The organism is Bradyrhizobium sp. F1.13.3 (genome assembly GCF_040548265.1).
Classification (GTDB): Bacteria; Pseudomonadota; Alphaproteobacteria; order Rhizobiales; family Xanthobacteraceae; genus Bradyrhizobium.
Window position 1 is genome coordinate 92804 of sequence record NZ_JBEPRI010000012.1, and the last position, 15780, is coordinate 108583.

The 15780-nt window shown below is 64.4% G+C and carries 14 protein-coding genes; 7 read left to right on the plus strand and 7 right to left on the minus strand.

Annotated elements, in window-relative coordinates; translation table 11 throughout:
- Nucleotides 1–124: 124 nt before the first annotated feature.
- Both ABIB66_RS28575 and ABIB66_RS28580 read left to right on the plus strand, forming a co-directional pair.
- A complete protein-coding gene (locus ABIB66_RS28575; protein WP_007607113.1) occupies nt 125–700 on the plus strand; it encodes a glycosyltransferase family protein in 576 nt (191 codons plus the stop codon).
- A gap of 62 nt (nt 701–762) precedes the next feature.
- Nucleotides 763–1689 (plus strand): bifunctional helix-turn-helix transcriptional regulator/GNAT family N-acetyltransferase, encoded by a 927-nt coding sequence (locus ABIB66_RS28580; protein WP_354057225.1) that lies wholly within the window; start codon nt 763–765, stop codon nt 1687–1689.
- Between the two features lie 95 nt (nt 1690–1784).
- Here the strand turns inward: ABIB66_RS28580 and moaB are convergent, their stop codons facing one another.
- The gene (moaB, locus tag ABIB66_RS28585; protein ID WP_354209098.1) at nt 1785–2348 is read right to left on the minus strand and encodes a molybdenum cofactor biosynthesis protein B; all 564 of its coding nucleotides are present in this window, start codon (nt 2346–2348) and stop codon (nt 1785–1787) included.
- Between the two features lie 135 nt (nt 2349–2483).
- Entirely contained in the window at nt 2484–3419 is a 936-nt protein-coding gene (ypfJ, locus tag ABIB66_RS28590) for a KPN_02809 family neutral zinc metallopeptidase (RefSeq protein ID WP_275171573.1), read from the minus strand.
- A gap of 406 nt (nt 3420–3825) precedes the next feature.
- On the opposite strand from ypfJ, the gene ABIB66_RS28595 reads away from it, so the two are divergent.
- The 3 genes from ABIB66_RS28595 (at nt 3826) to ABIB66_RS28605 (ending at nt 6277) form a co-directional block, all read left to right on the plus strand.
- Entirely contained in the window at nt 3826–4956 is a 1131-nt protein-coding gene (locus ABIB66_RS28595; RefSeq protein WP_007607106.1) for a site-specific DNA-methyltransferase, read from the plus strand.
- A 175-nt stretch (nt 4957–5131) separates the two neighbouring features.
- Complete coding sequence (locus tag ABIB66_RS28600) at nt 5132–5458, plus strand: hypothetical protein (protein ID WP_018454920.1); 327 nt, start codon at nt 5132–5134, stop codon at nt 5456–5458.
- Nucleotides 5459–5590: 132 nt separating this feature from the next.
- Complete coding sequence (locus ABIB66_RS28605; protein ID WP_354057230.1) at nt 5591–6277, plus strand: glutathione S-transferase family protein; 687 nt, start codon at nt 5591–5593, stop codon at nt 6275–6277.
- Between the two features lie 58 nt (nt 6278–6335).
- On the opposite strand, the gene ABIB66_RS28610 is transcribed toward ABIB66_RS28605, so the two are convergent.
- The 4 genes from ABIB66_RS28610 to ABIB66_RS28625 form a co-directional block, all read right to left on the minus strand.
- Entirely contained in the window at nt 6336–8345 is a 2010-nt protein-coding gene (locus ABIB66_RS28610) for a HAMP domain-containing methyl-accepting chemotaxis protein (RefSeq protein WP_354209100.1), read from the minus strand.
- A gap of 274 nt (nt 8346–8619) precedes the next feature.
- Nucleotides 8620–11163, minus strand: coding sequence for an HWE histidine kinase domain-containing protein (locus tag ABIB66_RS28615; protein WP_354057234.1), 2544 nt, complete (start codon nt 11161–11163; stop codon nt 8620–8622).
- Nucleotides 11160–11744, minus strand: coding sequence for a biliverdin-producing heme oxygenase (locus ABIB66_RS28620; protein WP_354209101.1), 585 nt, complete (start codon nt 11742–11744; stop codon nt 11160–11162). Before ABIB66_RS28620 ends, ABIB66_RS28615 begins: the two co-directional genes overlap by 4 nt.
- Nucleotides 11745–11919: 175 nt before the next feature.
- Nucleotides 11920–12363, minus strand: a complete 444-nt coding sequence (locus ABIB66_RS28625; protein ID WP_354057238.1) for a nuclear transport factor 2 family protein — start codon at nt 12361–12363, stop codon at nt 11920–11922.
- Nucleotides 12364–12452: 89 nt separating this feature from the next.
- Between ABIB66_RS28625 and ABIB66_RS28630 the strand changes: the two genes are divergently transcribed.
- A complete protein-coding gene (locus ABIB66_RS28630) occupies nt 12453–13373 on the plus strand; it encodes a LysR family transcriptional regulator (protein ID WP_354209184.1) in 921 nt (306 codons plus the stop codon).
- Between the two features lie 199 nt (nt 13374–13572).
- On the opposite strand, the gene ABIB66_RS28635 is transcribed toward ABIB66_RS28630, so the two are convergent.
- Nucleotides 13573–14193 (minus strand): glutathione S-transferase family protein, encoded by a 621-nt coding sequence (locus tag ABIB66_RS28635; protein ID WP_354209102.1) that lies wholly within the window; start codon nt 14191–14193, stop codon nt 13573–13575.
- Between the two features lie 142 nt (nt 14194–14335).
- Between ABIB66_RS28635 and ABIB66_RS28640 the strand changes: the two genes are divergently transcribed.
- Nucleotides 14336–15613, plus strand: coding sequence for a flavin-dependent oxidoreductase (locus tag ABIB66_RS28640; protein WP_354209103.1), 1278 nt, complete (start codon nt 14336–14338; stop codon nt 15611–15613).
- Nucleotides 15614–15780: the final 167 nt, after the last annotated feature.

The window sequence follows — 15780 nt, forward strand, 5'->3', positions numbered from 1 at the left end:
CCATCGTAGACCGCGGCCCGTCCGAAAAGTTGCACTCGGCAGCGCCGCGTGTTTATGACAACATCATAACAGCTACGTATAACAGCTACGTTTCTCCCGAAGTGCGGAGACTGAAGCCTCAATCATGCTAAGCGTAATTATTCCGACCGAAGGCGTCGAGCAGACGGCGGTCGCAACTCTGGCCGCGTTGGTACCGGGCGCCGCCGCAGGCATCATCCGGGAAGTGCTCCTGGTCGACGGCACCCGCAATGGAGTCATCGAGCGCGTTGCCGACGTCGCGGGCTGCCGTTTCATCGGCTTCGAAGGATCCACGCAAGGAGCCGCGCTCGCCGCCGGCGCACTCCAGGCCCGTTCGTCCTGGCTGATGTTCCTCCCTGCGGGCGCCGTGCTGGAAACCGGCTGGATCGAGGAAACCACCCAGTTCATCCAGTCCGTCTCGACCAGCGGCCGGGATCGTGCGGCCGTGTTCCGCTATGCGCGCTCGCCCTACGCCGATGCCGGCTTCCGCGATATCCTGCGGGCCCTGATGCGGAAGCTCGTCGGTCCCTTCGGCGATCAGGGACTTTTGATCGCGCGTGATCACTACGATCGCATCGGCGGCTACCCGCCCCAGGCCCGCCGCTCCGAGGCGAGGTTGCTCCGGCGGCTCGGCCGCTCATCACGAATCATGCTGCGCAGCCGGATCGTCATGGTCGGCTGAGGCACTTGGATACTTGCCAAAGTCAAATAGTTATTTGACAATGGCAAGTATCGAGGTGCCCCATGTCGTTCAACCGTACCGACGACCACATCGCGGCGGTCCGCGCCTTCAACCGCTTTTACACCCGCAAGCTTGGCGTGCTCGACCAGCACCTCGGAAAGAGCCCGTTCTCGCTTAGCGAGGCCCGCGTGCTCTACGAGCTCGCGCAACGCGACGACCTTGCCGCAAAGGAGATCGGCAACGAGCTTGGCCTCGACCCCGGCTATCTCAGCCGGATCGTGCAAAGCTTCGACGAAAAAGGCCTGATCACCCGCAGGCCCCTGCCCGCGGATCGCAGGCAATACCAGCTCAGCCTCACCGCCAAGGGGCGCCAGACCTTTGCCAAGCTGAACCTGGGCTCGCAAAATGAGGTCGCCGCAATGCTGGCTCAGCTTTCGGCTAGCGATGCGACGCGGCTCACGCAGGCCATGGCGACCATCGAGGCTGTGCTGGAGCGTCGAAGCCAGCCCGCGGCTTTCATGCTGCGCAGCCATCGCGTCGGCGACATGGGCTGGGTCATCTCGCGGCAGGCCACCGCCTACGCGGCCGACTACAACTGGGATATCAGCTACGAGGCCCTGGTCGCCGAGATCTGCGCACAGTTCATCAAGGATTATGACGCCGCGCGCGAGCACTGCTGGATTGCGGAAGTGGATGGCGAGCCGGTCGGCTCGATCTTTCTAGTCAAGGCCACGGACGAGATTGCCAAGCTGCGCCTGTTGCAGGTGGAGAAGAAAGCGCGCGGGCTCGGTGTCGGCCGCGCGCTGGTCGAGCAATGCATTCAGGGCGCACGCGAGAGGGGCTACAGCAGGATGACGCTGTGGACGCAGAGCATCCTGGTCGCCGCGCGTGGCATCTATCAAAGTGCAGGATTCAAGCTCGTCGCTACCGAGCCGCATCACAGCTTCGGGCAGCATCTGATTGGGGAAACATGGGAGCGGGATCTCTGATGCTGCAACAGCGGGCGAGATGCGCATAAATGTGCCTCGCCCCTTGCGGGACTTCGCGCCACCTTCCCCCATAAGGGGGGAAGGGAAGCAAGCGCTCACACCGTCGCGCCCTGCGACTTCGGCCGGCGCAGGTGCTCGTCCAGCCGCGGCATGATCTCGACGAAATTGCAGGGACGCGTGCGGTAGTCGAGCTGGGCTTTGAGGATGCCGTCCCAGCCGTCGCGGCAGGCACCGGGCGAACCTGGCAGGCAGAAGATGTAGGTCGCGCCGGTCACGCCTGCGGTGGCGCGGCTCTGGATCGTCGATGTGCCGATCTTGGCGTGGCTCAGCATGTGGAATGCGATCGAGAAACCGTCCATGCGCTTCTCGAACAAGGGCTCGACCGCCTCCGGCGTGACGTCGCGCCCGGTGAAGCCGGTACCGCCGGTGGTGATGACGACATCGACGCCCGCATCCGCAATCCAGCGGCGGATGATGGCGCGGATCGCCTCGACGTCGTCGGTGACGATCTCGCGCGCGGCGAGATGATGGCCAGCCGCAAGGAGGCGGTCGGCGAGCGTCTGGCCGGATTTATCATCCGCGAGCGCGCGCGTGTCGGACACGGTGAGCACCGCGATATTGAGCGGAACGAATTGTTTTGTTTCGTCGATGGAGGTCATTGCAACGCACCTTCTCTTCCCGCCCGCTGACGTCATCCTGAGGTGCGCGCTCTTGCGCGCCTCGAAGGATGGGCCACGGGCTCGCATCCTTCGAGGCTCGCCAATTGGCGAGCACCTCAGGATGACGGATAACCCCTACTGTCCACCGCCAAACGTGTTGCAGGCCTGGACGGTGCCCTGCTGATATCCGGTCATGAACCACTGCTTGCGTTGCGCCGCCGAGCCGTGGGTGAAGGAATCGGGCACGACGCGGCCCGTGGCCTGGCGCTGCAGCGTATCGTCGCCGATCGCGCTCGCAGTGGTGAGTGCGGCGTCGATATCACCCGGCTCCAGGAAGTTCGGCCGCTTCTTCGCCTCGCGGTTGACCCAGACGCCGGACAGGCAGTCGGCCTGCAATTCGACCTTTACCTGCAGCGCATTGGCCTCCGCCTTGCTGCCGGCCTGCTGCTGCAGCCGCGTCACGCGCGGAATGATGCCGAGCAGGTTCTGGATGTGATGGCCGGCCTCATGGGCGATGATGTAGGCGGTGGTGAAGTTACAGGCGGATTTGCCGGAGCAGCCGCGAAAACGCGTCTCGACCTCGCGGAAGAAACCGGTGTCGAGGAAGATGGTCCTGTCGGGCGGACAATAGAACGGTCCCATCGCCGACTCCGCCCGGCCGCAGCGCCCGCCATTGGTGACGTTGCGGAACAGCACGACCTTCGGACCGGTAAAGGTCTGGCCCGAGGCCTGGAAGATCTCGCTCCAGCGATCGTCGATCTCGCCGAGGATGCCGGAGATCATGCTGCCCATCTCGTCGGTCGGCGCGCCGCGCTTGGCGTTGGACGACGATTGGCGATCGGTCTGGTAGGACGGCGCCTGGCCGCCGCCGGTGAGGATCTCGGCGCCGCCGATCAGGATTCGCGGATCAATGCCGAAGGCGTAGCCGACCAGGCCGAGCACGATGATGGTGCCGATCCCGAGCCCGCCGCCGCCCATGGGGAGGCCGAACCCGCCTCCTCCACCGCCGCCGCCACCATCGTCGCGACGATCCTCGATGTCGTCGCTGCGGCGGAAATCATCGTAGCGCATGGCGGCTTCCCTCGGTCCTGGCTCAATCCGGCGCAAGAGCGCGAAAGCTCAACGCGCCATACACGTAAAATTTCCATTGCATTAATCAATATCCCGCTGGGCAATTATTGCCTAGTGCGACAGCATGGCAATGCCAGCAATTTTTTCCGGGCGTCGTGCAATTTTTTCCGAGAGAAATTTGGAGTCTTTTTTGCGCTCTGGCCACTCCCGCAACGCGAACAAACACCAAATACACTGCAAAACACGGCGAATGCGCGGAGCGAACCGCGTGCGAGGCGCGAGGTGAAGGCTGCTCACGAAAGCGGCGGGTTAAGTCGATTTTTACTTTGCCGCTTCAATGTAACGGTCAGTCGGTTGTTTGGTCCCGCGTCGCCGACAGCGTCGCCTGAGTCAGAGTTCTTGAGTCATGGTAGAGTCGCGTCGCGGGGCGTCTGCAAGGGCGCCCCGCACAAATTTTGAGTCTCCTTCGCACAGCATCGTCCTCGGCGATTGCGTCGCCGAGATGTCGAAGCTTCAGGCTGGTTCGGTCGACCTGGTGTTCGCCGATCCACCCTACAATCTTCAGCTCAAGGGCGATCTCAAGCGCCCCGACGAATCCCATGTCGATGCGGTCGACGACGATTGGGACAAGTTCGATTCGTTCTCCGCCTATGACGATTTCACCCGCGCCTGGCTGCTTGCCGCCCGCCGCGCGATGAAGCCATCGGCGACGATCTGGGTGATCGGCTCCTATCACAACATCTTCCGCGTCGGCGCGATCATGCAGGACCTCGGCTTCTGGCTCCTGAACGACATCGTCTGGCGCAAGACGAATCCGATGCCGAATTTCCGCGGCCGCCGTTTCACCAACGCGCACGAAACCATGATCTGGGCCGCGCGCGACGAGAAGGCCAAGGGCTACACGTTCAACTACGAGGCGCTGAAGGCCGCCAACGAGGACGTGCAGGCACGGTCCGACTGGCTGATCCCGCTCTGCACCGGCGAGGAGCGCCTCAAGGGCGCCGATGGCAAGAAAGTGCACCCGACGCAGAAGCCTGAAGGCCTGCTCGCGCGCGTGTTGCTGTCGTCCTCCAAACCCGGCGATCTCGTGATCGATCCCTTCAACGGCACCGGCACCACCGGCGCGGTCGCAAAGCGCCTCGGCCGCTCCTATATCGGCTTCGAGCGCGACAAGACCTATGCGAAAGCGGCACAAGCGCGCATCGCCGCGGTCGAGCCGCTGCCGGAGGCAAGCCTCGCCCCGTTCATGACGGCGCGCGAAGCGCCGCGGGTTGCGTTCTCGGAATTGATCGAGCGTGGCATGATCATGCCCGGCACCAAGCTGTTCGACGCCAAGAAGAAACTCGGCGCGCTGGTCCGCGCCGACGGCGCCATCATGTTCGGCGACAAGGTCGGCTCCATCCACCGCATGGGCGCGGTGGCGCAAGGCGCGCAAGCCTGCAACGGCTGGACCTTCTGGCACATCGAGACCAAGAAGGGTCTCAAGCTGATCGACGAGCTCCGTGCCGAGATCCGCGCCGGCATGGCGGCGGGGTAGCTCAGTCCAACAGTCGCGTAGGGTGGGCAAAGGCGCTCTTGCGCCGTGCCCACCATCGCGCCTCGGGGATACAGATTTGGTGGGCAAGCTTCGCTTTGCCCACCCTACGGTGCCTTGAATGACGCGATGGCCGGGGCTAGATTTGACGAGTCAGTCCCCGTCCCGGCCGGCTCCCATGCGACGACAGTCCGAGACATTGCTGCTGGTGCCGCTGCTGCCGATCTTCCTGGTCGGCATGTTTCCGATGTTCCTGATCGCGCTGCTGGGATTTTTCGGCCTCGCTTTGTTTGGCGTGCTCGTGGTCTGTGTCGGGCTCGCCAGCAGCAACGAGGCCCATGACAGCTTCAATCACGATGTCATCGTGCACGGCTACGCGCGCGGATCCGAGCGCGCGGCGCGGGCCTCCGACATGCATATCGCTACCCGGCTCGGGCTGCGCCTGGAGGTCGTGGGCGCGGCCATGGTCATTACGGCGGCGATCGGCCTTTGTTACGCCGGCTGATCTGCGTGACACGCAGATACCGCCCGGCAAACTCGCCGGTTGCCCTCCCCGATAAGGTTCAGGCAAGACAAGGCCGCTAGCGGACATGTTGCTGCCTCCACTTTCGGCCAACAAACACAGGGGAGATGCCCGATGCTCAAATTCTATTTCAACGGTTCGCCGAACCCGACCAAGGTCGCGCTCTATCTCGAAGAGGCCGGCCTGCCCTTCGAGCCGGTGAAGATCGACACCCGCAAGGGCGAGCAGTTCACGCCGGACTATCTGAAGATCAATCCGAACGGCAAGGTGCCGTCGATCGACGACAACGGCACTATCGTGTTCGATTCCAACGCCATCCTGCTCTATCTGGCCGAGAAGACCGGCAAATTCCTGCCTGCCGCCAATGTTCGCGGCGAGATGCTGTCATGGCTGATGTTCATCGCCACCGGCGTCGGGCCCTATTCTGGTCAGGCCGTGCACTTCAAGCATTTTGCGCCGAAAGACCAGAACCACGACTACGCGCATAACCGTTACCAGTTCGAGACCGATCGCCACTACAAAATTCTCGACGGTCACCTCAAAGGCCGCAGCTACATGGTCGGCGACAGTTATTCGATCGTGGACATGGCGCTGTGGGGTTGGGCGCGGATGGTGCCGTTCAAGCTCGGCGACGACGCCTTCGCGCGATACCCGAACGTGAAGCGGCTGGTGGACGAGGTCACGGCGCGGCCTGCAGCGGCGCGCGCGATCGCGCTGAAGGACAAGTTCACCTTCAAGGCGGAGATGGACGACGAGGCCCGCAGCAACATGTTCAAGCACATGACGACAAAAGTGGCCTGATCGCGGCACGTCGCAATGCGAGGCCACGCGCATGCGCGTGGCCTTTTGCTTTCGAGGCTCAGGCGGCGTGGACCGAGTTCAGGAAGTTGGCGACTTCCTGCTTCAAGCGGTTGCTGTCGGCCGACAGCGAGCGTGCCGCCGAGAGCACCTGCGAAGAGGCCGAGCCGGTCTCGGACGCGCCGCGCTGCACGTCACCGATGTTGGACGACACGAGCTGGGTGCCATGGGCGGCCTGCTGCACGTTGCGGGAGATCTCCTGCGTCGCCGCACCCTGCTGTTCCACGGCAGCGGCGACCGTCGACGAGATCTCCGACAGCCGCTCGATGGTGCCGCTGATCTCCCGGATCGAGCCGACCGACTCCTCCGTCGCGGCCTGGATGCCCGAGACCTGCTGGGCGATCTCACCGGTGGCCCTCGCGGTCTGCTCGGCGAGCGCCTTGACCTCCGAGGCCACCACGGCAAAGCCCCGGCCGGCTTCACCCGCGCGCGCCGCCTCGATGGTGGCGTTCAGCGCCAGGAGGTTGGTCTGGCCGGCGATGGTGCTGATCAGTTCGACCACGTCGCCGATGCGGGCCGCGGCCTTGGAGAGCTCGCTGACGCGCGCGTTGGTCTTGCTCACCTGACCGACGGCTTCGCCCGCGATCCGCGCCGATTCCTGCACCTGGCGCGCGATCTCCGTCACCGAGGAGGACAGCTCCTCGGTCGCGGAGGCGACCGCCTGCACATTGGCCGAGGCTTCCTGGGAGGCGGATTGCACTTCGGTGGAGAGATCCTGAGCGCGCCTCGCGGTCGCGGTCAGGGTGCCGGCCGAGCCCTCGAGCTCGTGCGATGCCGAGGATACGGTATCGACGATCTCGCCCACCGCCTGCTCGAACTGGCTGGCGAGCCGGGCCATATCGGCCTTGCGGCTCTCGGCCTGCCGGGCCTCGGTTGCGGTCTGCTCATGGCGCAGCCGTTCGGTCTCGATCATGTTGTTCTTGAAAACGTCGATCGCCTTGGCCATGTCGCCGATCTCGTCGGCCTTGCCGCGCGAGGGGATCTCGACGGCGAGATTGCCCCCGGCAAGCAGTCCCATTGCGCGCGTCATCGAGGTCAGCGGCCCCACGATGCTGCGGGCGGTCAGGAAGGCGACGATCAGTCCGAACAGGACGGCGAGGCCGCCCGCGATCCCCTGTAGCGACGTCGTGCCGTCGATCACAGCATCGGCCGCGCTACGCGAATCCTTGTAATCCGTCTTCAAGGCGGTTTCCGTGACCTTGAGCTTGGCGATGCTCGCGGAGATGAGCGGTGCGAGATCCTTGTGGTAGATCTCGTCGGACCGCAGCATCGCGGCGGAGGTCGTTTCGAACGCGGATTTGTAGATACCGAGCGCGGTCTTCACAGGCGTCAGAGACGACCGAAGGTCCGCCGCCTGCGGGCTCCTTTCGACGGCTGCCAGCCGCTGCACCGCCCTGTCGACATTGGTTCTGAAGACGGTGGGCCCGTTGGTGTCGCGCAGAGCGAGGAAGCGCCAGTTCGCGATTCGAACCAGCAGGACCCGGGATTCGACGTCCGCGACGAGCGACACCGTGTCGTCATCGGCGGCCGCGCGGGCCACATCGACCAGCTTGGCCATCTTGACGGTCAGCTCTTCGCCACTCGGCAACAGCGTCGCCTTGCCGGTCCGCGCCTCGTTGACGGCGTCGCCGAGACTGTCACGCAGGCTTTTCATTTTGGCGATGTCGGCGATCAGATCGTTGTAGAGCTTCCGCCGCTCCTCCGAGAGGGTGCCCTTTGCTCCGAGCTGCAACAGCCCGGTCGCCGCGGTCTCTCGCTCGGCAGCCTCCCGCATCGCAGGCTCGTTGGCGTCGTAAATGTAGCGCAGATTGGCCCGCTGGATGGCCTGAAGATGGGTCGATATCTCCAGGACGCGCGCCGTGCTGTCCGACAACGTGGAGAGTTTTGCAACCTGATCCTGGACGGACCGCAAATTCCAGATGGCGACCACCGCCATCACGAGACCAACCGCCACCAAGGCCATGAAACCTGCGTACAGGCGTCCCCTGATCCGCAAACGAAACTTCGGCATTCCCACTGTCCACCCAGATGCATGTCAATTCGAGCGGCCGGCCTAATCCGGCGATTGTCACCGGCCACCCTGGCAGCCGCGCGTCGCGTCTTTCGCGACCCACGCTGCACCGCGACACAATGGGGGACACTCGTTAATTGAACCTTCAAATTTTTCGCGCGCGCATGCGTCAGATGACACAACATCTGCTGATTTTATCGGCAGGTGAGCAAGGGTTCGACGCGATGCCCGCAGCGCCGTGCAGGCCGCTGCAGCTTATCCGGATGACGATCTGTCAGCTGCCGGCCTGCTGCAATTTGCCGAGCGCGTTTTCGACCACTTCCAGCGTGTAGGGCTTCTGGATCACAGGCGCGGCGGCCAGCTCCGTTGGGATCGGCGCCCGCTCGCCATAGCCGGTCGCGAACATGAAGGGCACGCCGATTTCCGTCAGCTTCTGCGCCACCCTTATGCTGCTCTCGTTGCCGAGGTTGAGATCGAGCAAGGCAAAGCCCGGGCGCGTGCGCTCGATCGCCCGAAGCGCCTGATCGACGCTTGCGGCGGTATCGACATGTCGGGCGCCGAGATCGAGCAGGATGACCTCGGCGGCCATGGCGATGATGAGGTTGTCCTCGACGATCAGCGCCGTGTCGGAAATCCTGGGACGCGAGGATTGCTGTTCTTCTATTCGCATGGCGGCTCCCGCGATGGATGGGACGAGTTCGACGAAGTTGGGGGGAATGACGAACGTTGCTTGCACCCCCAGCAGGTCGAACCGGATTTCGGCTTCGCCCTTGAGGTCGAACGGCACGGAGCGCTCGATGATGGTGGTCCCGAAGCCGCGGCGCGACGGCGGCTGCACCGGCGGACCGCCGGTCTCCTTCCAGTCGATCACGAGGCTCGACGACGGATCGAGCCGCCACGCCACCTCTACGCTGCCGGTGGAATCGGCGAGCGCGCCATACTTGGCGGAGTTGGTCATCATCTCGTGCACGACCAGGGCCAGCGTCGCGAACGCTTTGGGATCGAGCGCCACGTCGGGGCCGCCCATCTTGACCCGGTCTGCGCGCGCGCCGAGATAGGCGCCTGCCTCGGACTCGAGCAGCGAGCGCAATGCGACCGGCGCCCAGTTCAGATTGGTGATCTGGTCATGCGCGCGCGCCAAGGCCTGGATGCGGCCGCCGAGCACGCCGGCGAACTCCTCGACGGTGGTCGCGGTATCCTTGCTCTGCGCCACCAGCGCCCGGACGAGGCTCAGGATGTTGCGAACGCGGTGGTTGAGCTCGGCGATCATCAACTCCTGCCGCTCCTGCGCGCCGCGCCGCTCGCGTGCGGCAAGATCGGACAGTTGCAGGATCACCTCGAGCAGCGTCACCCGCAGGCTCTCGGCAATGCGGATGTCGGCCGCCGACCACGGCTTCGACTGGCCCGCCACCGTCTCCTGCCACAGCTCGAAACTCCTGCGTGGCGTCAGGCGCGGCCCGTTCGGACCCTGGTCGTAGACCTTGTTGGGATCGCCGGCCCAATGGACCGAGCGCGTGACCTCGCGCCGGAAGAAGATCAGGCAATCGCGCGGGGCGCGCGAGATCGGGATGGCGAGAAAGCCCGCCGCGCGGTCGCGGAAGGACTGGCCCGCAGCATAGACCTTGGCGATCTCGGCGCTCGCGAAGATCCGTCCCGGCGACGTCCGATTGATGAAGCTGACGAGTTCCTTCACCTCGTCTTCGGTCGGCGTCTCGCCCTGGAGCACGATCCTGTTGTCGGACCACACCGCCACGCCGTCACACTCGATCATGTTGCGGTAGTCGCCGAGGAAATCGACGATCGCGCGCCGGCTGTGCTCGTGCGAGGCCGCGGTCTCGATCAGCCGCTCCTGCACATGGTGGGCGCGCGCCTCATAGGCGACGTCGCCCTCGCGCTCGCGTCCCTCCACGATCCAGGAGAACATCTGCCCGAACAGCTCGGATGCCGTACGCTTCTCGAAAGAGATGTAGCGCGGCGAATAATGGTGGCAGGCGAACAGGCCCCACAGCTTGCCGTCGCGCAGGATCGACACCGACATCGAGGCGCCGACGCCCATGTTGCGCAAGTACTCGATGTGGATCGGCGACACCGAGCGCAGCACGCTCATCGACAGGTCGAGCAGCCCCGCATTGTGTGTGGCCGTCGACACCAGCGCGGCGGGTTGCGCATCGATGTCCGCGATGATGCGCAGCCAGTTGCGCTGATAGAGAATGCGGGCCTGCCTCGGGATGTCCGACGCCGGATAATGCAGGCCGAGAAACCGTTCGAGTCCCGCTTCCGCGGCCTCCGCGATCACCTCGCCCGATCCGTCCGGGTGAAACTGGTAGACCATGACCCGGTCGAAGCCGGTCAGCACCTTGAGCTGCCGCGCGGCCTCGCGAGCGAGCTCGGTCATCCCGCGCGTCTTGCGGATACGCTCCAGCATCAGACGGACGAGTTCGCCGGAATTGACGCCGGGCTCGTTGACGCTGGGCTCCGCCTCGACGACGAGATAGGCGCCGGAGAAGTGGATCGAGAGATCGTAGGGCGGCTTGCCAGCCTGAAGCTCGACGCCGAACAGGCGCTCGGTCGCGTCCGGCCCGCTGAGATGATCGACGCGGCTGCGAATGGTCTCGACCGCGGCTTCCGAGATGACGCGCGAGAGAGGCTGCTGGAGCAGGTCGGAGACGTCAGCCCCGAGAAAGCTCCCGACATTGTCCGAGGCCATGCAGATCGTGAAATCCGACAATAGCGTGAGCAGGAACCCGAACGATTGCACGCTGCCGGGAATGTGGATCGGCTCGCGATCGCAATTGGTGAGATTGACAGCCTCGTTCATGCCCGGTCCGCCGCCTGCTCGAACGCGGCGAAGGCGATGCGCGCCGCATCGATCGCCTCGTCCTCATCGCAGGCCGCTTCGCTTGCGAGCTTCACCAGGAAACTCTGCCAGAGTCGCTTGCCTACACCATGGCTAAGATAAGCGGTGGCTTCGCTGATGCGCGGATCGCCGGCGTCCGCGACCGTCTTCAGCAGGAACTTGGCCCCGAGCCGGGAGCCCTCCAGCACGTACATGGTGCCCAGCACGCCGCTGCGTGTCAGCGGCAGCACGGTCACTGTGGACTGTGCGGCACCACCGAGCCGGCCAAGATCGTCCGCAATCGCAGCGCTGCGCGCCCGTTCCGGCCAGTCCGGAAACATTTTACCGACATCCGCGTCCATCAGCGCGGCTTCGAGCGGCAGCAAGGCCCCGGCGCTGGCTTGCAGGAAACGGCGGTAGCCGGAAAACACGCTGAGATCGAATGACGAAAGCTGCGCATCGAGTTCGCGGTGCGCAGCCGCCGTCGCATCTCTCAGTCGTTCGCGGAGTCCTGGAAAGCTGCGGCCCACCTGTGTCGTAACGTCCGAAACCCCAGCCAGCATGCAATTCCCAAACGCGCGCAATGCCGGGGCGCGATTGCCCCGGAACCGAACGAACGCAGGAGGATTCCAAAGGTTCCGAACCCCTCTGGAAAACCGGGCACGGGCGGCCCGGGCCCGCTCGTCCGCTATGTCCGCCGTAGGGTCCGCAGCTCGTATCCGATCTCCGACCGCGCGCTCAGCTCGCGACCCTCACGGCCGTTTGTGGAAACGGACCGAGGGCCTTCTCGGTCAGCACCGAGTCGCAATATTCCCGGATCTCCTTGATCTTGCCGTCCTCGAGCCGAAACACGAGACAATAGTCGTTGTCGTAGCGCACGCCTTCGGGCGTGACGTTGTCGCCCTTCGCTTCAACGACGACGATATCGCCGTCCGCGATAAAGCGGTGGGCGACCGTCCGCGTCCGGTCGACAAGGCGGGTCCGCACATAGGCGTGCAGGTCGTTGAGGATCGCCTGTTTGCCCGAAAAGGTGCGCGACCAGGAGTACTGGCCGGTCACGATCCACTTGGCGTCGTCGGCAAGACTATCGGTGAACAAGGCGCGGTCGCGCGCAGCCGGATCGGGGCTGGCGGCGGCTGCAAAGATATCCTGCATCAGTTTCTTGTTTGCGCTCGCGCTCATGGCGGCATCTCCTTTGTGAGAACACGCAAATTATCGCCGCCGGTGCTAAATTCTTCAAATCGATAGTTGATATGATATCTATTCACCTCATGAATTTGAACTCGCTCGACCTCAATCTCCTGACCGCGCTCGACGCGCTGCTGCGCGAGGCCAGCGTCAGCCGTGCCGCCTTGCGGATCGGTCTGTCGCAGCCGGCGGCAAGTCATGCACTCCAGCGTCTGCGCGACATCTTCGGGGATCCGCTCTTGGTACGCACAGGCGCGCGGATGGAGCTGACGCCGCGGGCGCAAGCGCTACGCGCACCGCTGGCTCAGGCTCTCGATCAGGTGCGCGGGCTCTTCCTATCGGATGAATTTGATGCGGCGCGCAGCGAGCGGCAATTCCGCCTGATGATGCCGGATCTCGCAGTCGAGCTGTTGATGCCGCCCTTGATGGAAAAGGTGACACGCCTTGCGCCCAACGTCCGCATCGACGTGGTGCCGTGGCGGGGACCGGCGATCTTCCACGCCGAGTTCGCCCGCACCATCGATCTGGTGATTTCGATCGGCAACGCTTTCAAGGGCTTTCACCGCCAGCTGCTCTACACCGACAGCGACGGACTGGCGGTGCGGCGCGGCCACCCCACGACCACGAAGCTGAAGCGGCGCGAGACGTTCCTGGCCGCACGCCATGTCGGCGTGATCATCCGCGGCCAGCCGGAGGACCTCATCGACACCTGGCTGCGCACCAAGGGCATCGACCGGCACATCGCTCTCGTCGTCCCGGGTTATCTCGAAGCGCTGCACGTCGTCGCCCGCACCGACCTCGTCGCCTTCGTGCCGCGCCGGCTGATCGCGGCGCTGTCCAAGCAGCTCGGCCTCGTCACGGTGACGCCGCCGCTCGACCCCGGGATCGACGAGCAGTTCATGTTCTACCCGACCCGCGCACAGATGGACCCTGGCTCGATCTGGCTCAGGCGACTGATGCTGGAGACGGGACGGGAATTGGAGAAGAAAGGGCTCGCTGGATAGGATGCAATTTCAAAGCAAATGGTGTCGTCCCGGACAAGCGCAGCGAAGCGGAGCGCCGATCCGGGACCCATAACCACAGGACGTGGTTTGGCGAAGACTCGCGATTGTCAGCTTGCGTCACAACTTCTCCCTGTGGTTATGGGTCCCGGGTCTGCGCTGACGCTTGCCCGGGACGACAGGGGAATATGTTGCCGCGCTCCTACGCCTTCTGCGCGTCCATCACCTTGCGCACGGCAGGGCGATCGGACATGCGCTTGAAATGATCGGCGATCTTCGGCGTCGCGTTGATGTCGACGCTGTCGCCTTCGAGCCAGGTCGACAGGGTGTAGAGATAAGGATCGCAGATCGTGTATTGCTCGCCCATCACCCAGGGTCCCTTGTACATCTTCTGCTCGATCAGGGCGAAGCAGGCGCCCATGGTCTTCGGGATCATCGCCTTCATGTCGGCGAACGAGCTCTCTTCGCTCGCCCAGCGCGCGCCGCGCATCTTGTGGGCATGGTTGATGTGCACGGTCGAGCAGAGATAGGAGTTGAACGACTGCACCTGGGCGAAGTCAAAGGGATCGTCGAGCGGCGCCAGCTTCGCCTTGGGAAAGGTCTGGGCGAGATAGGCCAGCATCGCCGGGGTCTCGGTCAGGACGCCGCGATCGGTCACCAGCGCGGGCACGCGGCCTTTTGGGTTGATCGCGAGGTACTCCGCGCTGTTTTGCTGGTTGGTCTTGAAGCTCAGCCGCTCCGCCGCGTAGTCGGCGCCGGCTTCTTCCAGGGTGATGTAGGTGGCGAGCGCGCAGGTGCCGGTGGCGTAGTAGAGCTTGAGCATGTCGGACCTCATGGGAAAGCCGGAAGGTAACGGCTGAGGGCCCCGAGGTCCATAGCACAGCGTTCTCTAGCGCTCATGCTCTTCGCAGTTGCCCACCGGCGCCCCGCTGTGCCAAGACGCCCTGAGTTGGAGGGGCTTTCCCATGACCGTACTCATCGCCGGTGGCGGCATCGGTGGGCTGACGCTTGCGCTCAGCCTGCACGGAATCGGCATTCCCGTAAAAGTGTTCGAGAGCGTCGCCGAACTGCGGCCGCTCGGTGTCGGCATCAATGTGCTGCCGCATGCGGTTCGGGAGCTGATCGAGCTCGGGCTGATGGACAAGCTCGATGCCGCCGGCGTGCGCACCCGTGAGCTTGCCTATTTCTCCAAGCACGGCAAGCCGATCTGGAGCGAGCCGCGCGGGCTGGAGGCCGGCTATAAATGGCCGCAGTTTTCGATCCATCGCGGCACGCTCCAGCAATTGCTGCTCGACACCGCGATCGAGCGCCTCGGCCGCGACAACATCCTCACCAGCCATCATCTGACCGGCTGGAGCGAAACCGCCGCCGGCGTGCGCGCCGATTTCATCGACAAGGCCACCGGGAAGGCCGCGGGGACCTACGACGGCACGATCCTGATCGCCGCTGACGGCATCCATTCCGCCGCGCGAGAAAAACTCTATCCCAACGAAGGCCCGCCGATCTGGAACGGCCGCATCCTCTGGCGCGGCGTCACGCCCGCAAAAGCCTTCCTCAGCGGCCGCACCATGATCATGGCCGGCCACGAGATCCTGAAATTCGTCTGCTATCCGATCTCGAAGGCGCCGGACGCCGCGGGCAACCATCTGATCAACTGGGTTGCCGAGCGCCACATGCCGCCGACCTATCAATGGCGGCGCGAAGACTATAACCGCACCGCGCGGCTGGAGGAGTTTCTGCCCTGGTTCGAGAGCTGGCAGTTCGACTGGCTCGACGTGCCCGGCCTGATCAAGAACTGCCCGCATGCCTATGAATATCCGCTGGTCGATCGCGATCCGGTGTCACAATGGACTTTCGGCCGCGTCACGCTGATGGGCGACGCCGCACATCCGATGTACCCGATCGGATCCAACGGCGCCTCGCAGGCAATCCTCGATGCCCGCACCATCACCCGCGAGATCCTGGCGCACGGCCCGACGCAAGCGGCCCTGCTGGCCTATGAGGCCGAGCGGCGGCCCGCAACCACCAGTCTCGTCCTGCTCAACCGCAAGAACGGCCCCGAGCAGGTGATGCAGCTGGTCGAGGAGCGCGCGCCGGATGGCTACAAGGTCGTCACTGACGTGCTGTCGCAACAGGAGCTGGAGGATGTTGCCGCCAACTACAAGCGCGTTGCCGGCTTCCAGGTGGAAGCGCTGAATGCGAAGCCGCCGATCGTGAGCGCAGACGCGCGCGCGAGGGTGTAAGTGTGTGGCGCGAACCGAGATGCGCATTGATGCGCCCTCGCCCCTTGTGGGAGAGGGCAGCGACGCCGGTGGACGCAAGCTCACTTGGGTGAGGGGTCTGTCTTCGCGAGTCTAACTCTCATTTGACCTCGCCGAGAGATACCCCTCATCCGGCGCTTCGCGCCACC

Coding starts and splice junctions, on each gene's coding strand:
- moaB (WP_354209098.1), bottom strand. CDS start 2,348: ATGACCTCCATCGACGAAACAAAACAATTCGTTCCGCTCAATATCGCG.
- ABIB66_RS28600 (WP_018454920.1), top strand. CDS start 5,132: ATGCGACGACAGTCCGAGACATTGCTGCTGGTGCCGCTGCTGCCGATC.
- ypfJ (WP_275171573.1), bottom strand. CDS start 3,419: ATGCGCTACGATGATTTCCGCCGCAGCGACGACATCGAGGATCGTCGC.
- ABIB66_RS28605 (WP_354057230.1), top strand. CDS start 5,591: ATGCTCAAATTCTATTTCAACGGTTCGCCGAACCCGACCAAGGTCGCG.
- ABIB66_RS28630 (WP_354209184.1), top strand. CDS start 12,453: ATGAATTTGAACTCGCTCGACCTCAATCTCCTGACCGCGCTCGACGCG.
- ABIB66_RS28640 (WP_354209103.1), top strand. CDS start 14,336: ATGACCGTACTCATCGCCGGTGGCGGCATCGGTGGGCTGACGCTTGCG.
- ABIB66_RS28610 (WP_354209100.1), bottom strand. CDS start 8,345: ATGCCGAAGTTTCGTTTGCGGATCAGGGGACGCCTGTACGCAGGTTTC.
- ABIB66_RS28635 (WP_354209102.1), bottom strand. CDS start 14,193: ATGCTCAAGCTCTACTACGCCACCGGCACCTGCGCGCTCGCCACCTAC.
- ABIB66_RS28595 (WP_007607106.1), top strand. CDS start 3,826: ATGGTAGAGTCGCGTCGCGGGGCGTCTGCAAGGGCGCCCCGCACAAAT.
- ABIB66_RS28620 (WP_354209101.1), bottom strand. CDS start 11,744: ATGCTGGCTGGGGTTTCGGACGTTACGACACAGGTGGGCCGCAGCTTT.
- ABIB66_RS28625 (WP_354057238.1), bottom strand. CDS start 12,363: ATGAGCGCGAGCGCAAACAAGAAACTGATGCAGGATATCTTTGCAGCC.
- ABIB66_RS28615 (WP_354057234.1), bottom strand. CDS start 11,163: ATGAACGAGGCTGTCAATCTCACCAATTGCGATCGCGAGCCGATCCAC.
- ABIB66_RS28575 (WP_007607113.1), top strand. CDS start 125: ATGCTAAGCGTAATTATTCCGACCGAAGGCGTCGAGCAGACGGCGGTC.
- ABIB66_RS28580 (WP_354057225.1), top strand. CDS start 763: ATGTCGTTCAACCGTACCGACGACCACATCGCGGCGGTCCGCGCCTTC.